Raw genomic sequence first — 16,568 nt, 5'->3', positions numbered from 1 at the left:
TTCCCAGACGCGGGCTCGTCAGATGACAGGAGGTCGACCCAGCCGGGTCAACCGCCAGACCGTACGCCATCTCATCGGGCGGCGGGGACCGCAGGGAGTGGTCCACCCCTCCCTGAATCCGCCGAACCAGGCCTTGAGCGCGGGCACGGACGGCCTGCGCAGGAGCGTCAGCAGGAGCCAGACGCCCAGGTAGACCGGGACCAGCGGGGCGGGCAGGTTGCGGCGCGCGAGCCACACCCGGTTACGAGCCACCATACGGTGGTAGACCGCGTGCCGGGAGGGGGCGGTGGTCGGGTGCAGCAGCACCATGTCCGCGCGGTAGTCGATCAGCCACCCCGCGTCGAGGGCCCGCCAGGCCAGGTCGGTCTCCTCGTGTGCGTAGAAGAACTCCCCCGGCAGCGGCCCGACCTGCTCGAACACCTTGGTGCGGACGGCGTTGGCGCCGCCCAGGAAGGTGGTCACCCGGGAGGAGCGCATCGGATCCGAGGCGCGCAGCCGCGGCACGTGCCGGCGCTGCGTGATACCGGTCTCAGGGTCCGCGATCCGGAAGCTGACGATGCCGAGCTCCGGGTCCTCCGCGAAGGCCTGCCGGCACAGCTCGGCGGTGTCGGTGCGCTCCAGCAGGCCGTCGTCGTCCAGGAAGAGCAGGGCGTCGACCTCGCTGCCGCCGGGGCCGAAGGCCTCGATCCCGACGTTGCGTCCGCCTGGGATGCCCAGGTTCTCGGGGAGGTCGACGGTGCGGACGCCCGGCGGCAGGTCCGTCAGGTCCGTGACCCGCACGCCCTGGCCCACCACGACCACCTCGACGGGGTCGCCGTCCTGCCGGGCGACCGAGTCGAGCAGTGCCTTCAGCTCGTCCGGGCGGTTGCCCATGGTGATGATCACGGCGCCCAGCCGCATCGGCGTACTCACTTGAGCCTGCTGGAGGCCAGGATCGACACCAGGTGCAGCACGGTCTGGAGCAGCGCGATGGCGGCGAGGACGGCCACGCCGACCCGGGAGTAGAACAGGTCGCCGCGGATCTGGTCCGCGACGGCCAGCACCAGGATGAGCAGGGACGCCTCGATGCCGAGGACGAGGCGGTGGAACTTGAGCGCGGCGGCGGCCCGGCGGGCGAGCGCCATGCCGGACGAGCGCGGCTCGGCGGCGGCGTCCTTGACCACGGGCTTGCCCGCCTGGTGGCGGGCGACGCCGACCAGGTCGGTCTCGGCCTTGATCAGGATCGCGCCGAGCGCGGCCAGGGTGCCCAGGAAGGCCCACAGCCAGTCGACGCGGCCGCCGCCCCACAGGTCCGCGGCGCGCAGGCCGAAGCCGACGAGCACCGCCGCGTCGCACAGGTACGCGCCGACCCGGTCCAGGTACACGCCGGACAGCGAGAACTGCTTCTTCCAGCGGGCGACCTCGCCGTCGACGCAGTCGAGCAGCAGGTAGAGCTGGACCGCGACCACGCCGAGGACGGCGCCCCAGATGCCCGGCACCAGCAGGGCCGGGGCGGCGAGGACGCCGGCGAGCGTCATCAGGTAGGTCAGCTGGTTCGGCGTGACCTTGGTGGTGACCAGGTAGCGGGTGATGCGCAGGGAGATCTCGCGCATGTAGAGGCGGCCGCCCCAGTGCTCGCCGCTGACCCGGTCCTTCACGCCCGCCGGGTGAACGACGGGCCGGAGTTCAGCTACGGATGGTCTTGGCATAGTCGGCGTAAGCGTCCCTGATCTCGGCGGCGGACAGGTTGAGGTGCTCCAGGATCGTGAAGCGTCCCGGGCGGGTCTGCGGGGCGTACTCGACGGCCGTGACGAACTCGTCGATGCTGAAGCCGATCTCCTCGGGGGTCACCGGCAGGCCGTGCCGGCGCAGCACCTCGATGAAGAGCCCGGACAGCTCGCCGGCCCCGCGCAGGTGCATCGCGAAGGCGGCGCCGATGCCGACCTGCTCGCCGTGGAGTGCGGAGCGCCCCGGGTAGAGCAGGTCGAAGGCGTGGCTGATCTCGTGGCAGGCGCCGGAGGCGGGGCGGGTGTCGCCGCTGATCGACATGGCGATGCCGGTCAGCACCAGGCCCTCGGAGAGCACGGTGAGGAACTCGTCGTCGCCGCATCCGCCGGGGTGGCGCAGGACCGACTGGCCCGCGGTACGGGCCATGGCGGCGGCCAGGCCGTCCACGGGCTCGCCGGTGATCTCGTGCGAGAGCTCCCAGTCGGCGACCGCCGAGATGTTGGAGATCGCGTCGCCGACGCCCGCGCGGATGAACCGCACCGGGGCTTCCTTGATCACGTCGAGGTCGATCACCATGGCGATGGGCGTCGGCACACCGTAGGAGCCGCGGCCGTTGTCGTTGTCCAGGATGGACACCGGCGAGCAGATGCCGTCGTGCGAGAGGTTGGTGGCGACGGCCACCATGGGCAGCCCGACCCGCGCCGCGGCGTACTTCGCCACGTCGATGATCTTGCCGCCGCCCAGGCCCACGACGGCGTCGTAGCGGCGGCCCTTTATGTCGTCGGCCAGCTTGACCGCGGAGTCGATGGTGCCGTCGACGACGGCGTACCAGTCGGCGTGCGGCAGCACGGGCTCCAGCTTGGCGCGCAGCGCCACGCCCGAGCCCCCGCTGATCGCGATCGCCAGCTTTCCGGAGGCGGAGATCCGCTGGTCGGCCAGGAGGCCGGCCAGGTCGTCCATCGCTCCGCTGGCGATGTCGACGACGACGGGCGAGGGGATGAGCCTCGTCAGTACTGGCATGCGATCGTCCGGCCCTTGGCGAGGTCGTCGTGGTTGTCGATCTCGACCCACTTGACGTCGCCGATGGGAGCCACGTCGATGGTGAAGCCGTCGTTCACGAGCTGCTGGTAGCCGTCCTCGTAGTAGAGGTCGGGGTCGCGCTCGAAGGTGGTCTTCAGGGCCTCGGCCAGCTGCTCGGCGGCCTCGGCCTCGATGAGGGTGACACCGATGTACTCGCCCGTCGCGTCGGCCGGGTCCATCAGCTTGGTGATCTTGCGGACGCCCTGGCCCTCGGCGGTGACCACCTTCATCTCCTCGTCGGCCAGGTTCTTGACCGTGTCGAGGGCGAGGATGATCTTCTGGCCGTTGCCGCGGGCGGCGAGCAGGGTCTTCTCGACGGAGACCGGGTGGACGGTGTCGCCGTTGGCGAGGATCACGCCCTGGCGCAGGACCTCACGCGCGCACCACAGGGAGTAGGCGTTGTTCCACTCCTCGGCCTTGTCGTTGTCGATCAGCGTGATCTTGACGCCGTACTTGGCCTCCAGGGCCTCGCGGCGCTCGTAGACGGCCTCCTTGCGGTAGCCGACGACGATGGCGACCTCGGTGAGGCCGACCTCGGCGAAGTTGCCCAGGGTCAGGTCGAGGACGGTGAGGCTGTCCTCCCGGCCTTCGGGGCCGACGGGCACGAGGGCCTTGGGCAGGGTGTCGGTGTAAGGACGCAGACGGCGTCCGGCACCGGCAGCGAGTACAAGGCCGATCATGCTGGTTCTCCTTCGTCATGTACGGCGGGTGCTCCGGAGGAGACCCAGAAGCGGATGCTCTCCACGAGCACCACGAGTGCCACGGCCACGGCCATGGCCGTGAGCGCGACGGGGAAGTCCGAGGCGCGCGTCGCGAGGACGGCGGCCAGCACCGTGGTCACCAGGACCCGGCCCTCGTGGCCGCCGATCGTCCGCACCAGCCAGTGCGGGGGCGCGCCGGTGCCGCCGCGAATGCGGTACACCGTGTCGTAGTGATGGTAGGCGACCGCCGCGACCAGTCCGAATGCCGCGGGAAGGGCCCCGGGGACGTCCGCCTTGGCGGCCAGGATGAGGATCGTGCCGTATTCGGCGGCGCGGAACAGCGGCGGCAGCAGCCAGTCCAGTGGCGCCTTCAGCGGCTGCGCGACGGCGGCTCCGGCGGTCAGCGCGTACAGGCCGGCGAAGACGAGCAGCAGCGGGGAGCCGAACGGCAGCAGGTAGGCGGCGGCGAGCAGCGCGGCCGCGCCGCCGGCCCCGCTCGCCAGGAGGGCGGGCGCGGTGTAGGTGGGCAGCCGGCGCAGGGTTCCGGCGACCAGCTCGCCCAGCGGGCCGGTGTCGGCCAGGTCGGCCAGGGCGCGGGCGGCCCGGTCGGTACGGGTCGCCTTGCGGGTCAGGGAGCGCAGGACCCGGCCGGCGGTGGTGTAGAGCGCACCGAAGGCGCAGCCGGCGAGCAGGGCGTAGAAGACGATGCGGGGGGTGGTGACGGCGGTCAGGACCGCGATCATCGCCCAGCGCTCGCCGATCGGCAGGATGATCATCCGGCGGACCCAGACGGTCCAGCCGACGCTGTCGAGCCGGTCGGAGAGGGCGGCCGTGGGGCTCGTGTTGGCCGTCGCGTCGTGGTTGGCCTCGTTGAAGGAGAAGTCCACCACGTGCCGGCAGGTCATGAGGATCATCGCGCCGAGCGCGAGCGCCCAGACGTCGTCGCCGTGCCGGGCCGCCCCGAGGGCCAGGCCCGCGTAGAAGGCGTACTCCTTGGCGCGGTCGAAGGTCGCGTCGAGCCAGGCGCCCATCGTCGAGTACTGGAGGGAGTAGCGGGCGAGCTGCCCGTCGGTGCAGTCCAGGACGAAGGAGAGGAGGAGCAGCACCCCGGCCGCGACGTAGCCCCAGCGGTCGCCGGTGGCGGCGCAGCCGGCCGCGATCAGCGCGGTGACCAGCGAGGCGGTGGTGACCTGGTTCGGGGTCAGGCCGCGGCGCGCGCACCAGCGGGCGATGTAGCGCGAGTACGGGCTGATGAAGAAGGTGGTGAAGAAGCCGTCGCGGGACTTCACGGCGGTCCGCAGGCGGACGGCCTCGTCGTCGACGGCGGCGACGGCGGCCACGGCCGCGTCCCGGTCCGCCGCGGTGGCGGGGACGGCGGCGACGAGGGTGCCGAGCTCGGGGCGCCGGACGGCCGTGCCGGAGGCCTCGACCGCGGCGGCGAGCCGGTCGGCGTAGGGGCCCGCGCCGTCGCCCGGGGCGGCGGCGGCCTTGTCGAGCGCCCCGCGGGCGCCGGGCTGGACGGTGAGGGCGCCGGTGACCGCGCAGGCGTCGAAGCGGGGGTCGGTCAGCGCGAGGCGCAGCGTGTGCACGTGCCCGACGAAGGCGCTGTCCACGACGGCCACGCGCTGGTCCGCGGGTACGGCGGCCAGGGCGGCGGCGGCGTCCTGCGGACCGGCGGCGGGGCGGACCTCGAACCCGAGGGAGCGCAGCTCGTCGGCGAGCGGTGATCCGGGGACCGGCAGGCCGGTGAGGATGACGGTCGGCAGACGAACTCACTCCTTGTAACGAAGTCCGGACTGGCTCCGGACGGGCGCCTCATGGGGCGGCGGCACGTCGGCAGAGGCTATCGGATGAATGGAAGCAGGGGTTCATCACCCGTTTACGCCCCGATAAGCCCGACATCCCCGGCTCCCGGGCCGGGGCGTGATCATCATTGACGATCACGCGCGGTACCACAAACGCGCGGATGTTACGGTGGACCGGCCCCTGATCGTGTCGAGTGGAAAGAGGTGGGTTGATGACCGTCGCAGTGGTCGCGGCCTCGCGCAGCGAACTCCGGTACATCCCCCTTTCCCCCCGGGCGACCGGCCGGGCCTGATCACACTCGCTGAACGGCCCCGTCGGCCGGTGCCCCCTGTTTCAAGGGTTCACGTTGACCGACAACATCAACAGCTTCGAGCACGCCTTCTTCGCGCTGCACCACGGCCTGCCCCGGCAGGGCCCCGGTTCCGACGCGAGCACCCGGCGCCTGCTCTCCCTCTGCGGACCGCTGCCCGAGCGGCCGCGCGTCCTCGACCTGGGCTGCGGTCCGGGCCGCAGCGCCCTGCTGCTCGCCGCGGAAGCCGGTGAGCACGGCGCCGAGGTGACCGCCGTCGACCTGCACGCACCGTTCCTCGAGGAGCTCCGCGCGGCCGCCGGGGCCCGCGGGCTCGGCGACCGGATCCGCACCGTCAGGGCGGACATGGGCGCACTGCGGGAAGCCTCCGACGGCTTCGCCGACGGCTCCTTCGACCTCGTCTGGGCGGAGGGTTCCGCCTACGTCATCGGCTTCGACACCGCGCTCGCGCGGTGGAAGCGGCTGCTCGCCCCCGGCGGCACCCTGGTGCTGACCGAGTGCCAGTGGACCGTCGAGGAGCCGTCCGCCGGCGCCCGCGCCTTCTGGGACGAGCAGTACCCGCTGCGCACCACCGCCGGCAACCTCGCGGCGGCCCAGGCCGCCGGGTACCGGGTGCTCGGCGTGCACGACCTGCCCGACTCGGACTGGGCCGAGTACTACGGCCCGCTCGCCGAGCGGGTCGCGGCCCACGCCGGCGGTGCCGGGCCGGCGATGGCGGCCGCCCTGGCCGGCGCCCGCGAGGAGCTCGCCCTGCGCGCCCGGCACGGCCACGAGTACGGGTACACGGGCTACGTCCTGCGCCCGGTGACCGCCGGGGACGGCGGTGCCTGGCCCGCCCGGCCGGAGACCCCGGCCGACGCGGCCGCCGTACGGGCCGTCAACCTGGCGGCCTTCGAGACCCCGCTGGAGGCGGATCTGGTGGACGCGCTGCGCGCGGACGACGCCTGGGTGCCCGGGCTGTCGTACGTGGCCGAAGGCCCGGACGGCTCGGTGGCGTCGCACGCGCTGCTCACCGTGTGCCACGTGGACGGGGCGCGGGCGCTCGCGCTCGCCCCGGTGGCCGCCGATCCGGCGCACCAGCGCTCGGGCGCGGGCAGCTCGGTGGTCCGGGCCGTGCTCGCGGCGGCCAAGGCGCGCGGGGAGTCCCTGGTCCTGGTGCTGGGCCACCCGGAGTACTACCCGCGCTTCGGTTTCGTACCGGCTTCGCGCTTCGGGATCCGGGCGCCCTTCGAGGTTCCGGACGAGGCCATGATGGCGCTGGTACTGGACGATTCCGTTCCGGTGCCCGCCGGCACGATCCGGTACCCGGCGCCGTTCGGGGTCTGACACCTCGGTCGCGGGTGGCGAAGTGATCTGCCCCCCGTCGCTTATCACGCGATGGGGGGCAGACATGCGCGGATCTCCGAAGTGGGGACAAGCCGCTTTTGTACGGCAGACTGAAGGCCGGAGTCCGAAGCGAAGGATGGGTATGCCGACACCACCAGCCACCGCCGCGAACAGCGCGACCAACGGCACCGGTACTCAAGAACCGATCATGCTCGAACTGGTCGACGAGTCCGGCAACACCATCGGCACGGCGGAGAAGCTCTCCGCTCATCAGGCACCCGGGCAGTTGCACCGGGCGTTCTCCGTGTTCCTCTTCGACGAGAAGGGCCGCCTGCTGCTCCAGCAGCGGGCCCTCGGGAAGTACCACTCCCCCGGCGTCTGGTCGAACACCTGCTGCGGCCACCCCTACCCCGGGGAGTCGCCGTTCGCGGCCGCGGCCCGGCGCACCCACGAGGAGCTGGGGCTGTCGCCCTCGCTGCTCGCGGAGGCGGGGACGGTCCGCTACAACCACCCGGACCCCGCGTCGGGCCTGGTGGAGCAGGAGTTCAACCACCTTTTCGTGGGACTGGCCCAGACGGCTCCGCGGCCGGATCCGGAGGAGGTCGGGGACACCGCCTTCGTCACCGCCGAGGAGCTGGCGAAGCGGCACGCCGAAGTGCCGTTCTCGGCCTGGTTCATGACGGTCCTGGACGCGGCACGGCCCGCGATCCGCGAGCTGACCGGTGACGTCGCGGGCTGGTAGCCCGGCCCGGACGGTTCACACCACGGGAGTGGCGGGGGCGGCCGGGGCCGTGAGCGGCAGGGCCGCCCAGATCACCTTGCCGCCCGTGGACGTGTGCTCGACGTCGCAGACACCGCCGGCTTCCCGTGTGACCTCCCGTACCAGGAGCAGCCCCCGGCCGCCGGTCTGCCCGAAATCGGCCTCCAGCGCCTTGGGGCGGTACGGGTGGTTGTCCTCGACGGCCACCCGTACCCACTCCGGGCCGATGGCGACCTCGACGGCCACCTCCGGGGAGAGCAGGGCGGCGTGCCGGACCGAGTTCGTCACGAGCTCGGAGACGATCAGCAGCAGGGAGTACACGAGGTCCTGCCGGCCCGCCACCCCCTGCCGCCCGAGCAGGTCCCGCACGGCGCGGCGCGCCTGCGGAACGGATTCTTCTACTGCGGGAGCAGTGAACCTCCACACTCCCTCGTACGCGAGGGGGTCGGCCGGAGCCTCTGGCTCCGCCTCCCGGGCTGGCGGGACGTTCCCGCTGACATCCATCTTCCGTCCCCCGTCTTCGCGCTCGATCGTCTCCACGCGTCAAGAGTGGGGAACAGCCTGATCCGGGCCGCGCCGCTGACCATAAGTCAGCGCCTATCGGACACTTTCTGACCAATGGCGCATGACAGAGTCAGTTGTTCGACTGTTCCTGATCTTCTGCGCGACGCTTCTCGGCCGCCACCGCGGCCCTGTCCGCGGCGCCGGACCCCGGCTCGGCCGCGTCGTCGCTGACCAACCCCAGGATGCGCCGGGCGCCCACGCCCACGGCGATCAGGCTCAGGCCGTCGAACAGGAGGGCGAGGGAGAAGAACGCTCCGATCACGTAGCGGCTGCTCCCGGGCCAGCTCGACAGGATCAGGATGCCCAGCAGGACCCCGAAGGCGCCCTGGACGAGCGAGAGCCCGAAGTTCGCCCCGCGCACCACCAGGGCGCCGGCGAGCCGGAACAGCCCGCCGGTGAGGAAGAGCAGCGCGGCGAACATGGTCAGCGCCTCGGCACTCGCCTCGGGCCGGCGCAGGATGACGAAGCCGGCCGCCAGGTTGACGGCGGCGACGATGACGGCGAGCCAGAAGTAGTTGCTCTTGCGGGACTGGACCGCCTGCAGCAGCCCCACCAGACCGCCGATCAGCAGCAGCCAGCCGAAGAGGAACATCGAGGTCAGGGTGGCCACGCCGGCGTAGACCAGACCCACCAGGCCGGCCAGCACGAGGATCACCCCGAGCGCGGCGAGCAGCCCGAAACTGCGGCTGAGCTGCTTGTTCTCCCGCTGCGGCTCCCGGCGCCTGCCCTCGGTACGGTCTGCGTCCATGGACGTGCCACCTCCTCGCACCCCCCGGACGGACCCCTTGATCATAGGCAGGACACACCCGGATAGCATCCGGCGCATGGACGCAGCCCGGGACGCAGCCCTCCGCTACACCATCGCCGACGGGGTCGCCACCGTCGTCATCTCGCACCCCGCCAAGCGCAACGCCATGACGGCCGACATGTGGCGGGCCCTGCCGGAGCTGCTGGCAGGGCCGGCGGCCGATCCGGCCGTCCGGGTGCTCGTCCTGACCGGGGCGGGATCGACCTTCTGCGCGGGCGCGGACATCTCCTCGCTGACCGGGGACGAGGACCCGCAGGCGCTCGCCGTGGCGGCGGAGGAGGCGCTGGCCGCCTTCCCCAAGCCGACGCTCGCCGCGATCCGCGGGTTCTGCGTGGGCGGCGGGAGCCAGCTGGCGGGCGCCTGCGATCTGCGGTTCGCGGAGGAGGGGGCCTCCTTCGGGGTCACCCCGGCGAAGCTCGGCATCGTCTACCCGGCCTCCTCGACCAGGCGGCTGGCCCGGCTGGTCGGCCCGGCCGCCGCCAAGTACCTGCTCTTCTCGGCGGAGTTGATCGACGCGGACCGGGCGCTGCGCACCGGCTTCCTGGACGAGCTGCTGCCGGCGGGCCAACTGGACAAGCGGGTGGCCGAGTTCACCCGGATCCTCGTCTCCCGGTCGCAGCTGACGCAGGCGGCGGCCAAGGAGTTCGCGGACGGGCGCACCGGCCGGGACGCCCACTGGGCGGCGCAGGCGGCCGGAAGCGGCGACACCGCCGAGGGCGTCGCCGCGTTCCTCGAGCGCCGGGCGCCCGTCTTCCGCTGGCCTACAGCGGATTGACCGCCCGCAGCCGCGCGACGAGCTCGGCCGGAGCCTTGGCCGGGGAACCGGCGTCGTAGGGCGGCTGGGGGTCGTACTCGGTCATCAGCTGCACGGTCTGGGCGAACTCGTCACCGGCGATCCTGCCGAGCAGGGTGAGGCCCATGTCGATCCCGGCGGAGACGCCCGCCGCGGTGACGTACTTCCCGTCGAACACCACCCGCTCCCCGGTGGGCTCCGCCCCGAACCGCGGCAGCTGGTCCAGGTACAGCCAGTGGCCGGCGGCCCGCCGCCCGTCGAGCAGCCCGGCGGCGGCCAGCAGCAGGGAGCCGGTGCAGACGGAGGTCGTCCAGGTGGTGGTCGCGTCGACGTCCCGCAGCCACCGCAGCACGGCGGGGTTCTCCATCTCCAGCTCGGGGTGCGGTCCGCCGGGCACGAGGACGATGTCGGGCCGGGTCACCTCGTGCAGGGCCTTGTCGGCGACGAGCGCCAGCGACCCGTTGTCGGTGCGCACGGGCCCGGGGCGCTCGGACACGAACACCGTCTCGGCCTCCTGGAGCCGGCCGAGCGTGTCGAAGGGCCCGATGGCGTCGAGGGCGGTGAAGCGGTCGTAGAGCAGTACGGCGATCTGCATGGCTCCTCCGGAGCGGTGGGGCGGTGCCGGTCCCCGGCCGGGGGCGGCTGATCGGTACGGCGGTTCGGTGCGGGGGTCTGCACGGCGGTTCGGTACGGCGGTCTACACGGCGGTTCGGTACGGGCGGGCGTCGGTACCGCGGATCGGTGCGGGCGGCGTCGGTGCGACGGCCCTGTACGGGTGCGGGTCCGAACGGCCCGGTCGCGGCCGCGGTCACGGGCCGAAGCGGCGGCGGTACTCGGCGGGGGGCTGGCCCAGGGTCCTGATGAAGGCGCGGCGCAGGGCCTCCGGCGTGCCGTAGCCGCAGGCGCGGGATATCTGGGCCACGCCCTGCCGGCTGTCCTCCAGCAGCCGCCGCGCGTGCTCCACCCGCACCCGCTCGACGTAGCGCCCGGGCGTGACCCCGGTCTCCGCCCGGAAGGCACGGGCGAAGTGGCGCGGTGAGAGCCGGGCCCGGGCGGCGAGGGCCTCTACGCCGAGGTCGCCGTCCGGGTGCTCCGTGATCCACTGCTGGACGTCCCGCAGCGGCTCCCGCCGCGCGGTCTGCGCCGCCAGCTGCGCGCTGAACTGGGCCTGGTTGCCCGGTCTGCGCAGGAACACCACCAGGTGCCGGGCGATCGTCAGCGCCACCTCCGGCCCATGGTCCTCCTCGACCAGCGCGAGCGCGAGGTCGATCCCCGCCGTGACCCCGGCCGAGGTGGAGACCGGCCCGTCCCGCACGTAGATCGGGTCCGGCTCCACCGCCACGTCCGGGTAGTCCCGGGCCATCTGCTCGCACGCGTACCAGTGCGTCGTCGCCCGCCGCCCGGCCAGCAGCCCCGCCTCGGCCAGCAGCAGCCCTCCCGTGCACACGGACACCAGCCGCTCCGCGCCACCCCCGTGGGCGCGCAGCCAGTCGGTGAGCCGCGGCTCGAAGTCGGCCGTGTACCGGCCGCCGGGCACGAGCAGGGTGGTCCCCCGGCCGGGCCGGGCGGCGGCCAGGTCCCCGTCCGGGACGAGCGTCAGCCCGCTGCTCGTACGGACCGGCGTACCGCCCGGAGACACCGTGCGGATCTCGTACGGGGACCGCCCCGGGAACCGGGCCGCGGCGGCGAACACCTCGACCGGCCCGGTCACGTCCAGGCTCTGCACCCCGTCGTAGAGGACGACGAGCACGTTTCGCGACGACATGGCCTCATGGTGTGACGCCGCACCCGGTGGCCGCAATGACGGGCCTCCCACCTATCCGGCCACGTCGGCGGTCCGCACCTGCCCGGATAGGATCGGCGCATCATGACTGCAACCCTCGTCGCCAAGAAGCTCACCGCCGCCCACGGCGAGCGCACGCTGTTCGCCGATCTCGACCTCGTCGTCGCACCGGGCGATGTCATCGGCCTCGTCGGCGTGAACGGCGCCGGGAAGTCCACCCTGCTGCGCCTGCTCGCCGGGCTGGACACCCCCGAGACCGGTGAGCTGCGCCTCTCGCCGCCCACCGCCGCCGTCGGCCACCTCCCGCAGGAGCCGGAGCGCCGGCCCGCCGAGTCGGTCCGGGACTTCCTGGCACGGCGCACCGGTGTGGCCGCCGCGCAGGCCGAGCTGGACGAGGCGACGCAGGGCCTGGTGGACGGGACGCCGGGCGCGGACGACGCGTACGCGACGGCGCTGGACCAGTGGCTGAACCTCGGTGGCGCCGATCTCGACGAGCGGGCCGAGGAGGTCGCCGCCGAGCTCGGGCTCACCGTGGGCCTGGACCTGCCCATGACGGCGCTGTCCGGCGGCCAGGCGGCTCGCGCGGGCCTCGCCTCGCTGCTCCTCTCGCGCTACGACGTCTTCCTGCTGGACGAGCCCACCAACGACCTCGACCTGGACGGTCTGGAGCGGCTGGAGCGGTTCGTCACGGGGCTGCGCGCGGGCACCGTCGTGATCAGCCACGACCGCGAGTTCCTGACCCGGACCGTCACCAAGGTCCTCGAGCTCGACCTGGCGCAGCAGCAGATCAACCTCTACGGCGGCGGCTACGACGCCTACCTGGAGGAGCGCGAGCGCGCCCGCGGCCACGCCCGCGAGGAGTTCGAGGAGTACGCGGGCAAGAAGTCGGCCCTGGAGGGCCGGGCGCAGATGCAGCGCAACTGGATGGACAAGGGCGTGCGCAACGCCCGCCGCAAGGCGAGCGACAACGACAAGATCGGCAAGAACCTGCGCGGCGAGTCCAGCGAGAAGCAGGCCGCCAAGGCCCGCCAGACGCAGCGGGCGATCGAGCGGCTGGAGGTCGTCGACGAACCGCGCAAGGAGTGGGACCTGCGCATGGAGATCGCGGCGGCGCCGCGCTCCGGCTCGGTGGTGGCCACCCTGCGCGAGGCGGCCGTCAAGCGCGGCGACTTCGCCTTCGGCCCGGCGAGCCTGCAGATCGACTGGGCGGACCGGGTCGCGATCACCGGGGCCAACGGCGCGGGCAAGTCGACCCTGCTGGCCGTGCTGCTCGGCCGGGTGGCTCCGGACTCCGGCTCCGCCACCCTCGGTTCGGGCGTGCTGATCGGCGAAGTCGACCAGGCCCGCGGCCTGTTCCTCGGCGACGAGCCGCTGCTGGAGGCGTTCTGCGCGGCCGTCCCGGACACCGAGCCGGCCGAAGTCCGCACCCTGCTGGCCAAGTTCGGCCTCAAGGCGGCCCACGTGCTGCGCCCGGCGGCCACCCTCTCACCGGGCGAGCGCACCCGGGCCGCCCTGGCCCTGCTCCAGGGCCGCGGGGTCAACCTGCTGGTCCTGGACGAGCCCACCAACCACCTCGACCTCCCGGCGATCGAGCAGTTGGAATCCGCCCTGGAGGCCTACGAGGGCACCCTGCTGCTGGTCACCCACGACCGCCGCATGCTGGACGCCGTTTCGGTGACCCGCCGCCTGCGGGTCGAGGACGGCAAGGTCACCGAGCTCTAGCCGACGGGGTGCGGGTCCTGCTCCTCCCAAGGTGCCGACCGGCTCGTGCGCGACTAGCCTTTGTGGTTGAGAGCCGCAACCGCGGAGCACGCCCCCATGGCCGAAGTGCCGCGTCAAAAGGGGTTGCACCTCTGACGCGCGCCTGCTTCGGAACGCCTGTGGGGGTCCGGGCCCCCTGTGCCCGAACCTGTGCCTCCGTACTTCCAGCGGCCCTGTATCCGATCCGCGTCGCATTTTCGATTCTGCGGCCGCGGTTCCGCTCCGCCGTCCCTCCCAGAGGTGCGGGCGGGTGGAAGGAAAGGGAATCTCCATGCGTGCACAGCGAGCGAAGCGCCTCTTCGTGGTCTCCGCCGCCGGTCTCCTGATGGCCGGTGGGGCCGCGCTCGGTACGGCGGGCACCGCTTCGGCGGCAACCCCCACCCAGACCGTCAGCTACGTCACGGGCGGCTGGGACCACGACGATGACGACGACTACGGTGGCCACGGCGGCTGGCGACACGGCGGCTGGGACCACGACGACGACAACGGTTACGGAGGACATGGCCACGGCGGCCGCGGAGGCTGCTGATCCGTCCCCTTCACAGCACACCGTGCGCGGACCGGTCACCGGGCCGCGCATCGGTCTGCCGCGGTGACGTCAGCCCTCGGCCGGAGCGCGCCTCTCGCGAGCCATCTTCCGCGCCACGAAGGCCCGCGGGAGGTGCCGGACGGCCAGGGCGTAGGCCCGGTAGCGGCGGCCCGTGATGCTGAGCGGGCGGCGCAGCGCGAGATCGCGCAGTGCCCGGTCGACCACGGCCCGCGGCTCCAGCCAGACCGCCTCGCGCAGGGCGCTGACGTCCATCCCGGCGCGTTCCTGGAACTCGGTGCGGGTGAAGCCCGGAACCACCGCCAGGACCCGGACGCCGTACGGCTCCATGTCCACCCGCAGCGACTCGCTGAACGCGGTGACCCAGGCCTTGGCCGCTCCGTAGGTGCCGGTCGGCAGCAGTCCGGCGACCGAGGAGACGTTGACCACCGCGCCCCGGCGGCGCTCGCGCAGCCCCGGCAGCACGGCGTGGGTGAGCCGCAGGGGCACTTTGACCAGCAGGTCGAGCATCCGCTCCTCGTCCTCGACCGGGCTGTACGGGAAGGGCGCGGGCAGTCCGAAGCCCGCGTTGTTGACCAGGATGTCCACGGGTCGGACCCGGTCGGCGAGGCGAGCGGCGACCGCCGCGCAGTCCTGCGGGTCCAGCAGGTCGGCGGGCAGCACCTCGGCGGACGTGCCGAACTCGCGGCCGAGGTCCCGCGCAAGGGGCTCCAGCCGCTCCTTGTCGCGGGCCACGAGGACCAGGTCGGCGCCCTTGGCCGCGAAAGCCCGGGCGAAGGCGGCGCCCAGTCCGGCGCTGGCCCCGGTGATCAGTACGGTGGTCACGACGGCTTCACTTCCCGGGTGTACTCGTGGGCGACGTCGACGAGGAACCGGGCCTCCTGCGCCAAGTCCCCGCCTTCGGCGGAGGTCTGGATGGCGGCGGGCAGCTCCAGTCCGGCCGCCTCGCCCTGCTGCCCGGGGGCTCCGGCCAGCTTCGCCCGCCGCGCGTCCAGCAGTACGGAGGCCAGCGCGGCGGCGGTGCGCCGCTGCTCGGGGACCCCGCGCCCGGCGACGCGGCCGCGGGCGTCCTCCAGGGCGCCCGGGGCGACGTACTCGCCGAGGATCAGGATCGCGTCGCGCGTCTCGATCACCTTGCGGTAGACGAGCAGGTTGCGCGGGACCGGCGGCCACAGCAGCTCCACCATCCGCCCGGCCCGCGGCTTGTTCAGGGCCACGTGCGGGACGGCCTGGACCAGGTCGCGCCACAGCGGCCAGAGCCGCCAGGCAGTGGCGATGTCCGAGGCGGTCCGGCGGAAGGTGAACAGGGTCGGCACGAGGATCGCGGCGGCCCGCAGCAGCCCGTGCACGTTCATCAGGAGCGGCAGGGCGGGCATCGCCCAGGTGCTGCCGAACAGGGCCTTGAGCAGGTAGGCGAGCCAGAACAGGCCGGCGAGCGCGGTACCGAGGCCGAAGAGGCGCAGTCCGGCGGCCAGCCCCCGGCTCTCGGTGCGGCGGCTGTAGCGCCAGCACAGCGCCACGCAGACCGTGTTGGCGACGACGTGCGCGGAGATCAGCACCAGCCAGTACGCGAGGGAGGGCACCGGGTCGCCGACCGGCGGCATGGTGTGCGTGCCGTGCGCGGGCGCCGCCGCGTCCAGCGCGACCAGTGAGGCGAGCCACGCGACCGTGGCGGTCCAGGAGACGAGGCACAGGCGGCGGCCGCCTGCGGCGGCGGCCACGAAGTAGAGGACGGCGCCGGCGGAGAAGACGCCGATGAGGTTGCGGACGAGGCCGATGCTGTGCGCGTAGCCCGCGCCGCGGTCCATCGCGTAGGCGACGACGTCGGGGAGGTTCAGGGTCATCGCCGCGGCCGCGGTCGCCACGGCCAGCCACAGGCCGCGCTGCTGCGGGGAGCGCAGGGCGCCCGGGGCGCGGAGCAGGACCGCGAGCCACAGGCACACCACGCTGGGAACGGCGAGCCAGTTCCCGAAGTCGGTGAGGTCAGCTGCCATCGTTCCCCCGCTCGTAGCCCATGGCCGACTCGAGCCGTGCCAGGGTGCCCCGGGCGCGGGCCGCCGACGGGCCGGCGTTCGCCGTGCGGATGCGGATCATGCTGGCGAGCATCTCCGCCTCCTGCTCCTGGCGGGTGGTGTAGTTGGTGCGCCTGAGCACGACCGGGGCCCGCCCGTCGGCCTCCTCCCCCTCCAGGGAATGGTGCCCGAAGAGGATGTGGCCGAGCTCGTGGAGCACGATGTGCTCCCGGTGCAGCGGGGTGGTCTGCGCCTCGTAGAAGACGTAGTCGACGCTGGCCGTGCCCACCCACAGTCCGCACACGCCCGATTCCGCGGCCTCCTTGGGCAGCGGGTGGAGTTTGATGGGGCGGCCGCGCTGCTCCGCTATGCGGCTGCACAGCGCGTCGAGGGAGAACGGATGGGTCAGATCCAGTTGGCCGAGAATGTTCTCGCACCGTTTGCGCAGGCTGAGTTGCCGGTGGGGCATGTGATCCCTCTTCGGACCCTTTCTCGGGCAGCGTCGGTAGGCGTGTGCTGGCATGGGCATGGCGTCCTGTGCCTTCGAAGGCGGCCTCGGGGAAATGCGGTCCTGAGGGGAAACGCGGAAGCCCGTCCGCCTGGGTGACGA

The 16,568-nt window shown here is 73.0% G+C and carries 18 protein-coding genes; 6 read left to right on the top strand and 12 right to left on the bottom strand.

Annotated elements, in window-relative coordinates:
• Positions 1-18: 18 nt before the first annotated feature.
• Genes BGK67_RS28275 through BGK67_RS28255 form a run of 5 tightly spaced genes read right to left on the bottom strand, consistent with a single transcriptional unit; the run spans position 19 to position 5,077 of the window.
• The gene (locus tag BGK67_RS28275; RefSeq protein WP_069922722.1) at positions 19-900 is read right to left on the bottom strand and encodes a glycosyltransferase family 2 protein; all 882 of its coding nucleotides are present in this window, start codon (positions 898-900) and stop codon (positions 19-21) included.
• Positions 901-908: 8 nt separating this feature from the next.
• Positions 909-1,688: a CDP-alcohol phosphatidyltransferase family protein gene (locus BGK67_RS28270; protein ID WP_069924164.1), complete on the bottom strand. Its 780-nt coding sequence runs from the start codon at positions 1,686-1,688 to the stop codon at positions 909-911.
• Positions 1,666-2,727: an iron-containing alcohol dehydrogenase family protein gene (locus BGK67_RS28265; RefSeq protein ID WP_069922721.1), complete on the bottom strand. Its 1,062-nt coding sequence runs from the start codon at positions 2,725-2,727 to the stop codon at positions 1,666-1,668. Before BGK67_RS28265 ends, BGK67_RS28270 begins: the two co-directional genes overlap by 23 nt.
• On the bottom strand, positions 2,715-3,467 hold the full coding sequence (locus BGK67_RS28260) for a phosphocholine cytidylyltransferase family protein (protein WP_069922720.1): 753 nt from the start codon (positions 3,465-3,467) through the stop codon (positions 2,715-2,717). The genes BGK67_RS28265 and BGK67_RS28260 overlap by 13 nt, the downstream gene beginning before the upstream one ends.
• Positions 3,464-5,077 carry a DUF5941 domain-containing protein gene (locus BGK67_RS28255; protein ID WP_244291327.1) on the bottom strand — a complete coding sequence of 538 codons (1,614 nt, stop codon included), beginning with the start codon at positions 5,075-5,077 and terminating at the stop codon, positions 3,464-3,466. The genes BGK67_RS28260 and BGK67_RS28255 overlap by 4 nt, the downstream gene beginning before the upstream one ends.
• Between BGK67_RS28255 and BGK67_RS40225 the strand changes: the two genes are divergently transcribed.
• The 3 genes from BGK67_RS40225 (at position 5,078) to idi (ending at position 7,672) form a co-directional block, all read left to right on the top strand.
• Positions 5,078-5,215, top strand: coding sequence for a hypothetical protein (locus BGK67_RS40225; protein WP_244291326.1), 138 nt, complete (start codon positions 5,078-5,080; stop codon positions 5,213-5,215).
• Positions 5,216-5,640: 425 nt separating this feature from the next.
• Positions 5,641-6,930: a bifunctional class I SAM-dependent methyltransferase/N-acetyltransferase gene (locus BGK67_RS28250; RefSeq protein ID WP_069922718.1), complete on the top strand. Its 1,290-nt coding sequence runs from the start codon at positions 5,641-5,643 to the stop codon at positions 6,928-6,930.
• 142 nt (positions 6,931-7,072) lie between these two features.
• Positions 7,073-7,672 carry an isopentenyl-diphosphate Delta-isomerase gene (gene idi / locus BGK67_RS28245; RefSeq protein ID WP_069922717.1) on the top strand — a complete coding sequence of 200 codons (600 nt, stop codon included), beginning with the start codon at positions 7,073-7,075 and terminating at the stop codon, positions 7,670-7,672.
• A gap of 15 nt (positions 7,673-7,687) precedes the next feature.
• On the opposite strand, the gene BGK67_RS28240 is transcribed toward idi, so the two are convergent.
• Together BGK67_RS28240 and BGK67_RS28235 are read right to left on the bottom strand one after the other, a co-directional pair.
• Positions 7,688-8,194 (bottom strand): ATP-binding protein, encoded by a 507-nt coding sequence (locus BGK67_RS28240; RefSeq protein WP_079154675.1) that lies wholly within the window; start codon positions 8,192-8,194, stop codon positions 7,688-7,690.
• A 130-nt stretch (positions 8,195-8,324) separates the two neighbouring features.
• Positions 8,325-9,002, bottom strand: a complete 678-nt coding sequence (locus BGK67_RS28235; RefSeq protein ID WP_069922716.1) for an HdeD family acid-resistance protein — start codon at positions 9,000-9,002, stop codon at positions 8,325-8,327.
• Between the two features lie 76 nt (positions 9,003-9,078).
• Between BGK67_RS28235 and BGK67_RS28230 the strand changes: the two genes are divergently transcribed.
• The gene (locus BGK67_RS28230; protein ID WP_069922715.1) at positions 9,079-9,837 is read left to right on the top strand and encodes an enoyl-CoA hydratase/isomerase family protein; all 759 of its coding nucleotides are present in this window, start codon (positions 9,079-9,081) and stop codon (positions 9,835-9,837) included.
• On the opposite strand, the gene BGK67_RS28225 is transcribed toward BGK67_RS28230, so the two are convergent.
• Positions 9,824-10,450, bottom strand: a complete 627-nt coding sequence (locus tag BGK67_RS28225) for a DJ-1/PfpI family protein (protein ID WP_069922714.1) — start codon at positions 10,448-10,450, stop codon at positions 9,824-9,826. The two genes, BGK67_RS28230 and BGK67_RS28225, sit on opposite strands and share 14 nt — an antisense overlap.
• 213 nt (positions 10,451-10,663) lie before the next feature.
• Entirely contained in the window at positions 10,664-11,620 is a 957-nt protein-coding gene (locus tag BGK67_RS28220) for a GlxA family transcriptional regulator (protein ID WP_069922713.1), read from the bottom strand.
• Between the two features lie 102 nt (positions 11,621-11,722).
• Between BGK67_RS28220 and BGK67_RS28215 the strand changes: the two genes are divergently transcribed.
• Together BGK67_RS28215 and BGK67_RS28210 are read left to right on the top strand one after the other, a co-directional pair.
• A complete protein-coding gene (locus BGK67_RS28215; RefSeq protein ID WP_069922712.1) occupies positions 11,723-13,360 on the top strand; it encodes an ABC-F family ATP-binding cassette domain-containing protein in 1,638 nt (545 codons plus the stop codon).
• Between the two features lie 310 nt (positions 13,361-13,670).
• Positions 13,671-13,928, top strand: coding sequence for a hypothetical protein (locus BGK67_RS28210; RefSeq protein WP_069922711.1), 258 nt, complete (start codon positions 13,671-13,673; stop codon positions 13,926-13,928).
• Between the two features lie 69 nt (positions 13,929-13,997).
• Here BGK67_RS28210 and BGK67_RS28205 read toward each other — a convergent pair whose 3' ends face one another.
• From BGK67_RS28205 to BGK67_RS28195, 3 genes are read right to left on the bottom strand one after another with little or no spacing between them, the layout of a single operon-like run.
• The gene (locus tag BGK67_RS28205; protein ID WP_069922710.1) at positions 13,998-14,771 is read right to left on the bottom strand and encodes an SDR family NAD(P)-dependent oxidoreductase; all 774 of its coding nucleotides are present in this window, start codon (positions 14,769-14,771) and stop codon (positions 13,998-14,000) included.
• Positions 14,768-15,940, bottom strand: a complete 1,173-nt coding sequence (locus tag BGK67_RS28200) for an MAB_1171c family putative transporter (RefSeq protein ID WP_069922709.1) — start codon at positions 15,938-15,940, stop codon at positions 14,768-14,770. Before BGK67_RS28200 ends, BGK67_RS28205 begins: the two co-directional genes overlap by 4 nt.
• Entirely contained in the window at positions 15,930-16,427 is a 498-nt protein-coding gene (locus BGK67_RS28195) for a hypothetical protein (RefSeq protein WP_069922708.1), read from the bottom strand. Before BGK67_RS28195 ends, BGK67_RS28200 begins: the two co-directional genes overlap by 11 nt.
• Between the last annotated feature and the right edge of the window lie 141 nt (positions 16,428-16,568).

Source organism: Streptomyces subrutilus, assembly GCF_001746425.1.
Taxonomy (GTDB): domain Bacteria; phylum Actinomycetota; class Actinomycetes; order Streptomycetales; family Streptomycetaceae; genus Streptomyces; species Streptomyces subrutilus_A.
The sequence above is the reverse complement of the archived record's forward strand: the minus strand, read 5'-3'. Positions and strand labels throughout refer to the sequence as shown.

What these genes read in the sequence shown, in the direction of transcription:
- BGK67_RS28275 (WP_069922722.1), bottom strand. Translation starts at nt 900, where the DNA reads ATGCGGCTGGGCGCCGTGATCATCACCATGGGCAACCGCCCGGACGAG.
- BGK67_RS28270 (WP_069924164.1), bottom strand. Translation starts at nt 1,688, where the DNA reads ATGCCAAGACCATCCGTAGCTGAACTCCGGCCCGTCGTTCACCCGGCG.
- BGK67_RS28265 (WP_069922721.1), bottom strand. Translation starts at nt 2,727, where the DNA reads ATGCCAGTACTGACGAGGCTCATCCCCTCGCCCGTCGTCGTCGACATC.
- BGK67_RS28260 (WP_069922720.1), bottom strand. Translation starts at nt 3,467, where the DNA reads ATGATCGGCCTTGTACTCGCTGCCGGTGCCGGACGCCGTCTGCGTCCT.
- idi (WP_069922717.1), top strand. Translation starts at nt 7,073, where the DNA reads ATGCCGACACCACCAGCCACCGCCGCGAACAGCGCGACCAACGGCACC.
- BGK67_RS28240 (WP_079154675.1), bottom strand. Translation starts at nt 8,194, where the DNA reads ATGGATGTCAGCGGGAACGTCCCGCCAGCCCGGGAGGCGGAGCCAGAG.
- BGK67_RS28235 (WP_069922716.1), bottom strand. Translation starts at nt 9,002, where the DNA reads ATGGACGCAGACCGTACCGAGGGCAGGCGCCGGGAGCCGCAGCGGGAG.
- BGK67_RS28230 (WP_069922715.1), top strand. Translation starts at nt 9,079, where the DNA reads ATGGACGCAGCCCGGGACGCAGCCCTCCGCTACACCATCGCCGACGGG.
- BGK67_RS28225 (WP_069922714.1), bottom strand. Translation starts at nt 10,450, where the DNA reads ATGCAGATCGCCGTACTGCTCTACGACCGCTTCACCGCCCTCGACGCC.
- BGK67_RS28220 (WP_069922713.1), bottom strand. Translation starts at nt 11,620, where the DNA reads ATGTCGTCGCGAAACGTGCTCGTCGTCCTCTACGACGGGGTGCAGAGC.
- BGK67_RS28215 (WP_069922712.1), top strand. Translation starts at nt 11,723, where the DNA reads ATGACTGCAACCCTCGTCGCCAAGAAGCTCACCGCCGCCCACGGCGAG.
- BGK67_RS28210 (WP_069922711.1), top strand. Translation starts at nt 13,671, where the DNA reads ATGCGTGCACAGCGAGCGAAGCGCCTCTTCGTGGTCTCCGCCGCCGGT.
- BGK67_RS28200 (WP_069922709.1), bottom strand. Translation starts at nt 15,940, where the DNA reads ATGGCAGCTGACCTCACCGACTTCGGGAACTGGCTCGCCGTTCCCAGC.
- BGK67_RS28195 (WP_069922708.1), bottom strand. Translation starts at nt 16,427, where the DNA reads ATGCCCCACCGGCAACTCAGCCTGCGCAAACGGTGCGAGAACATTCTC.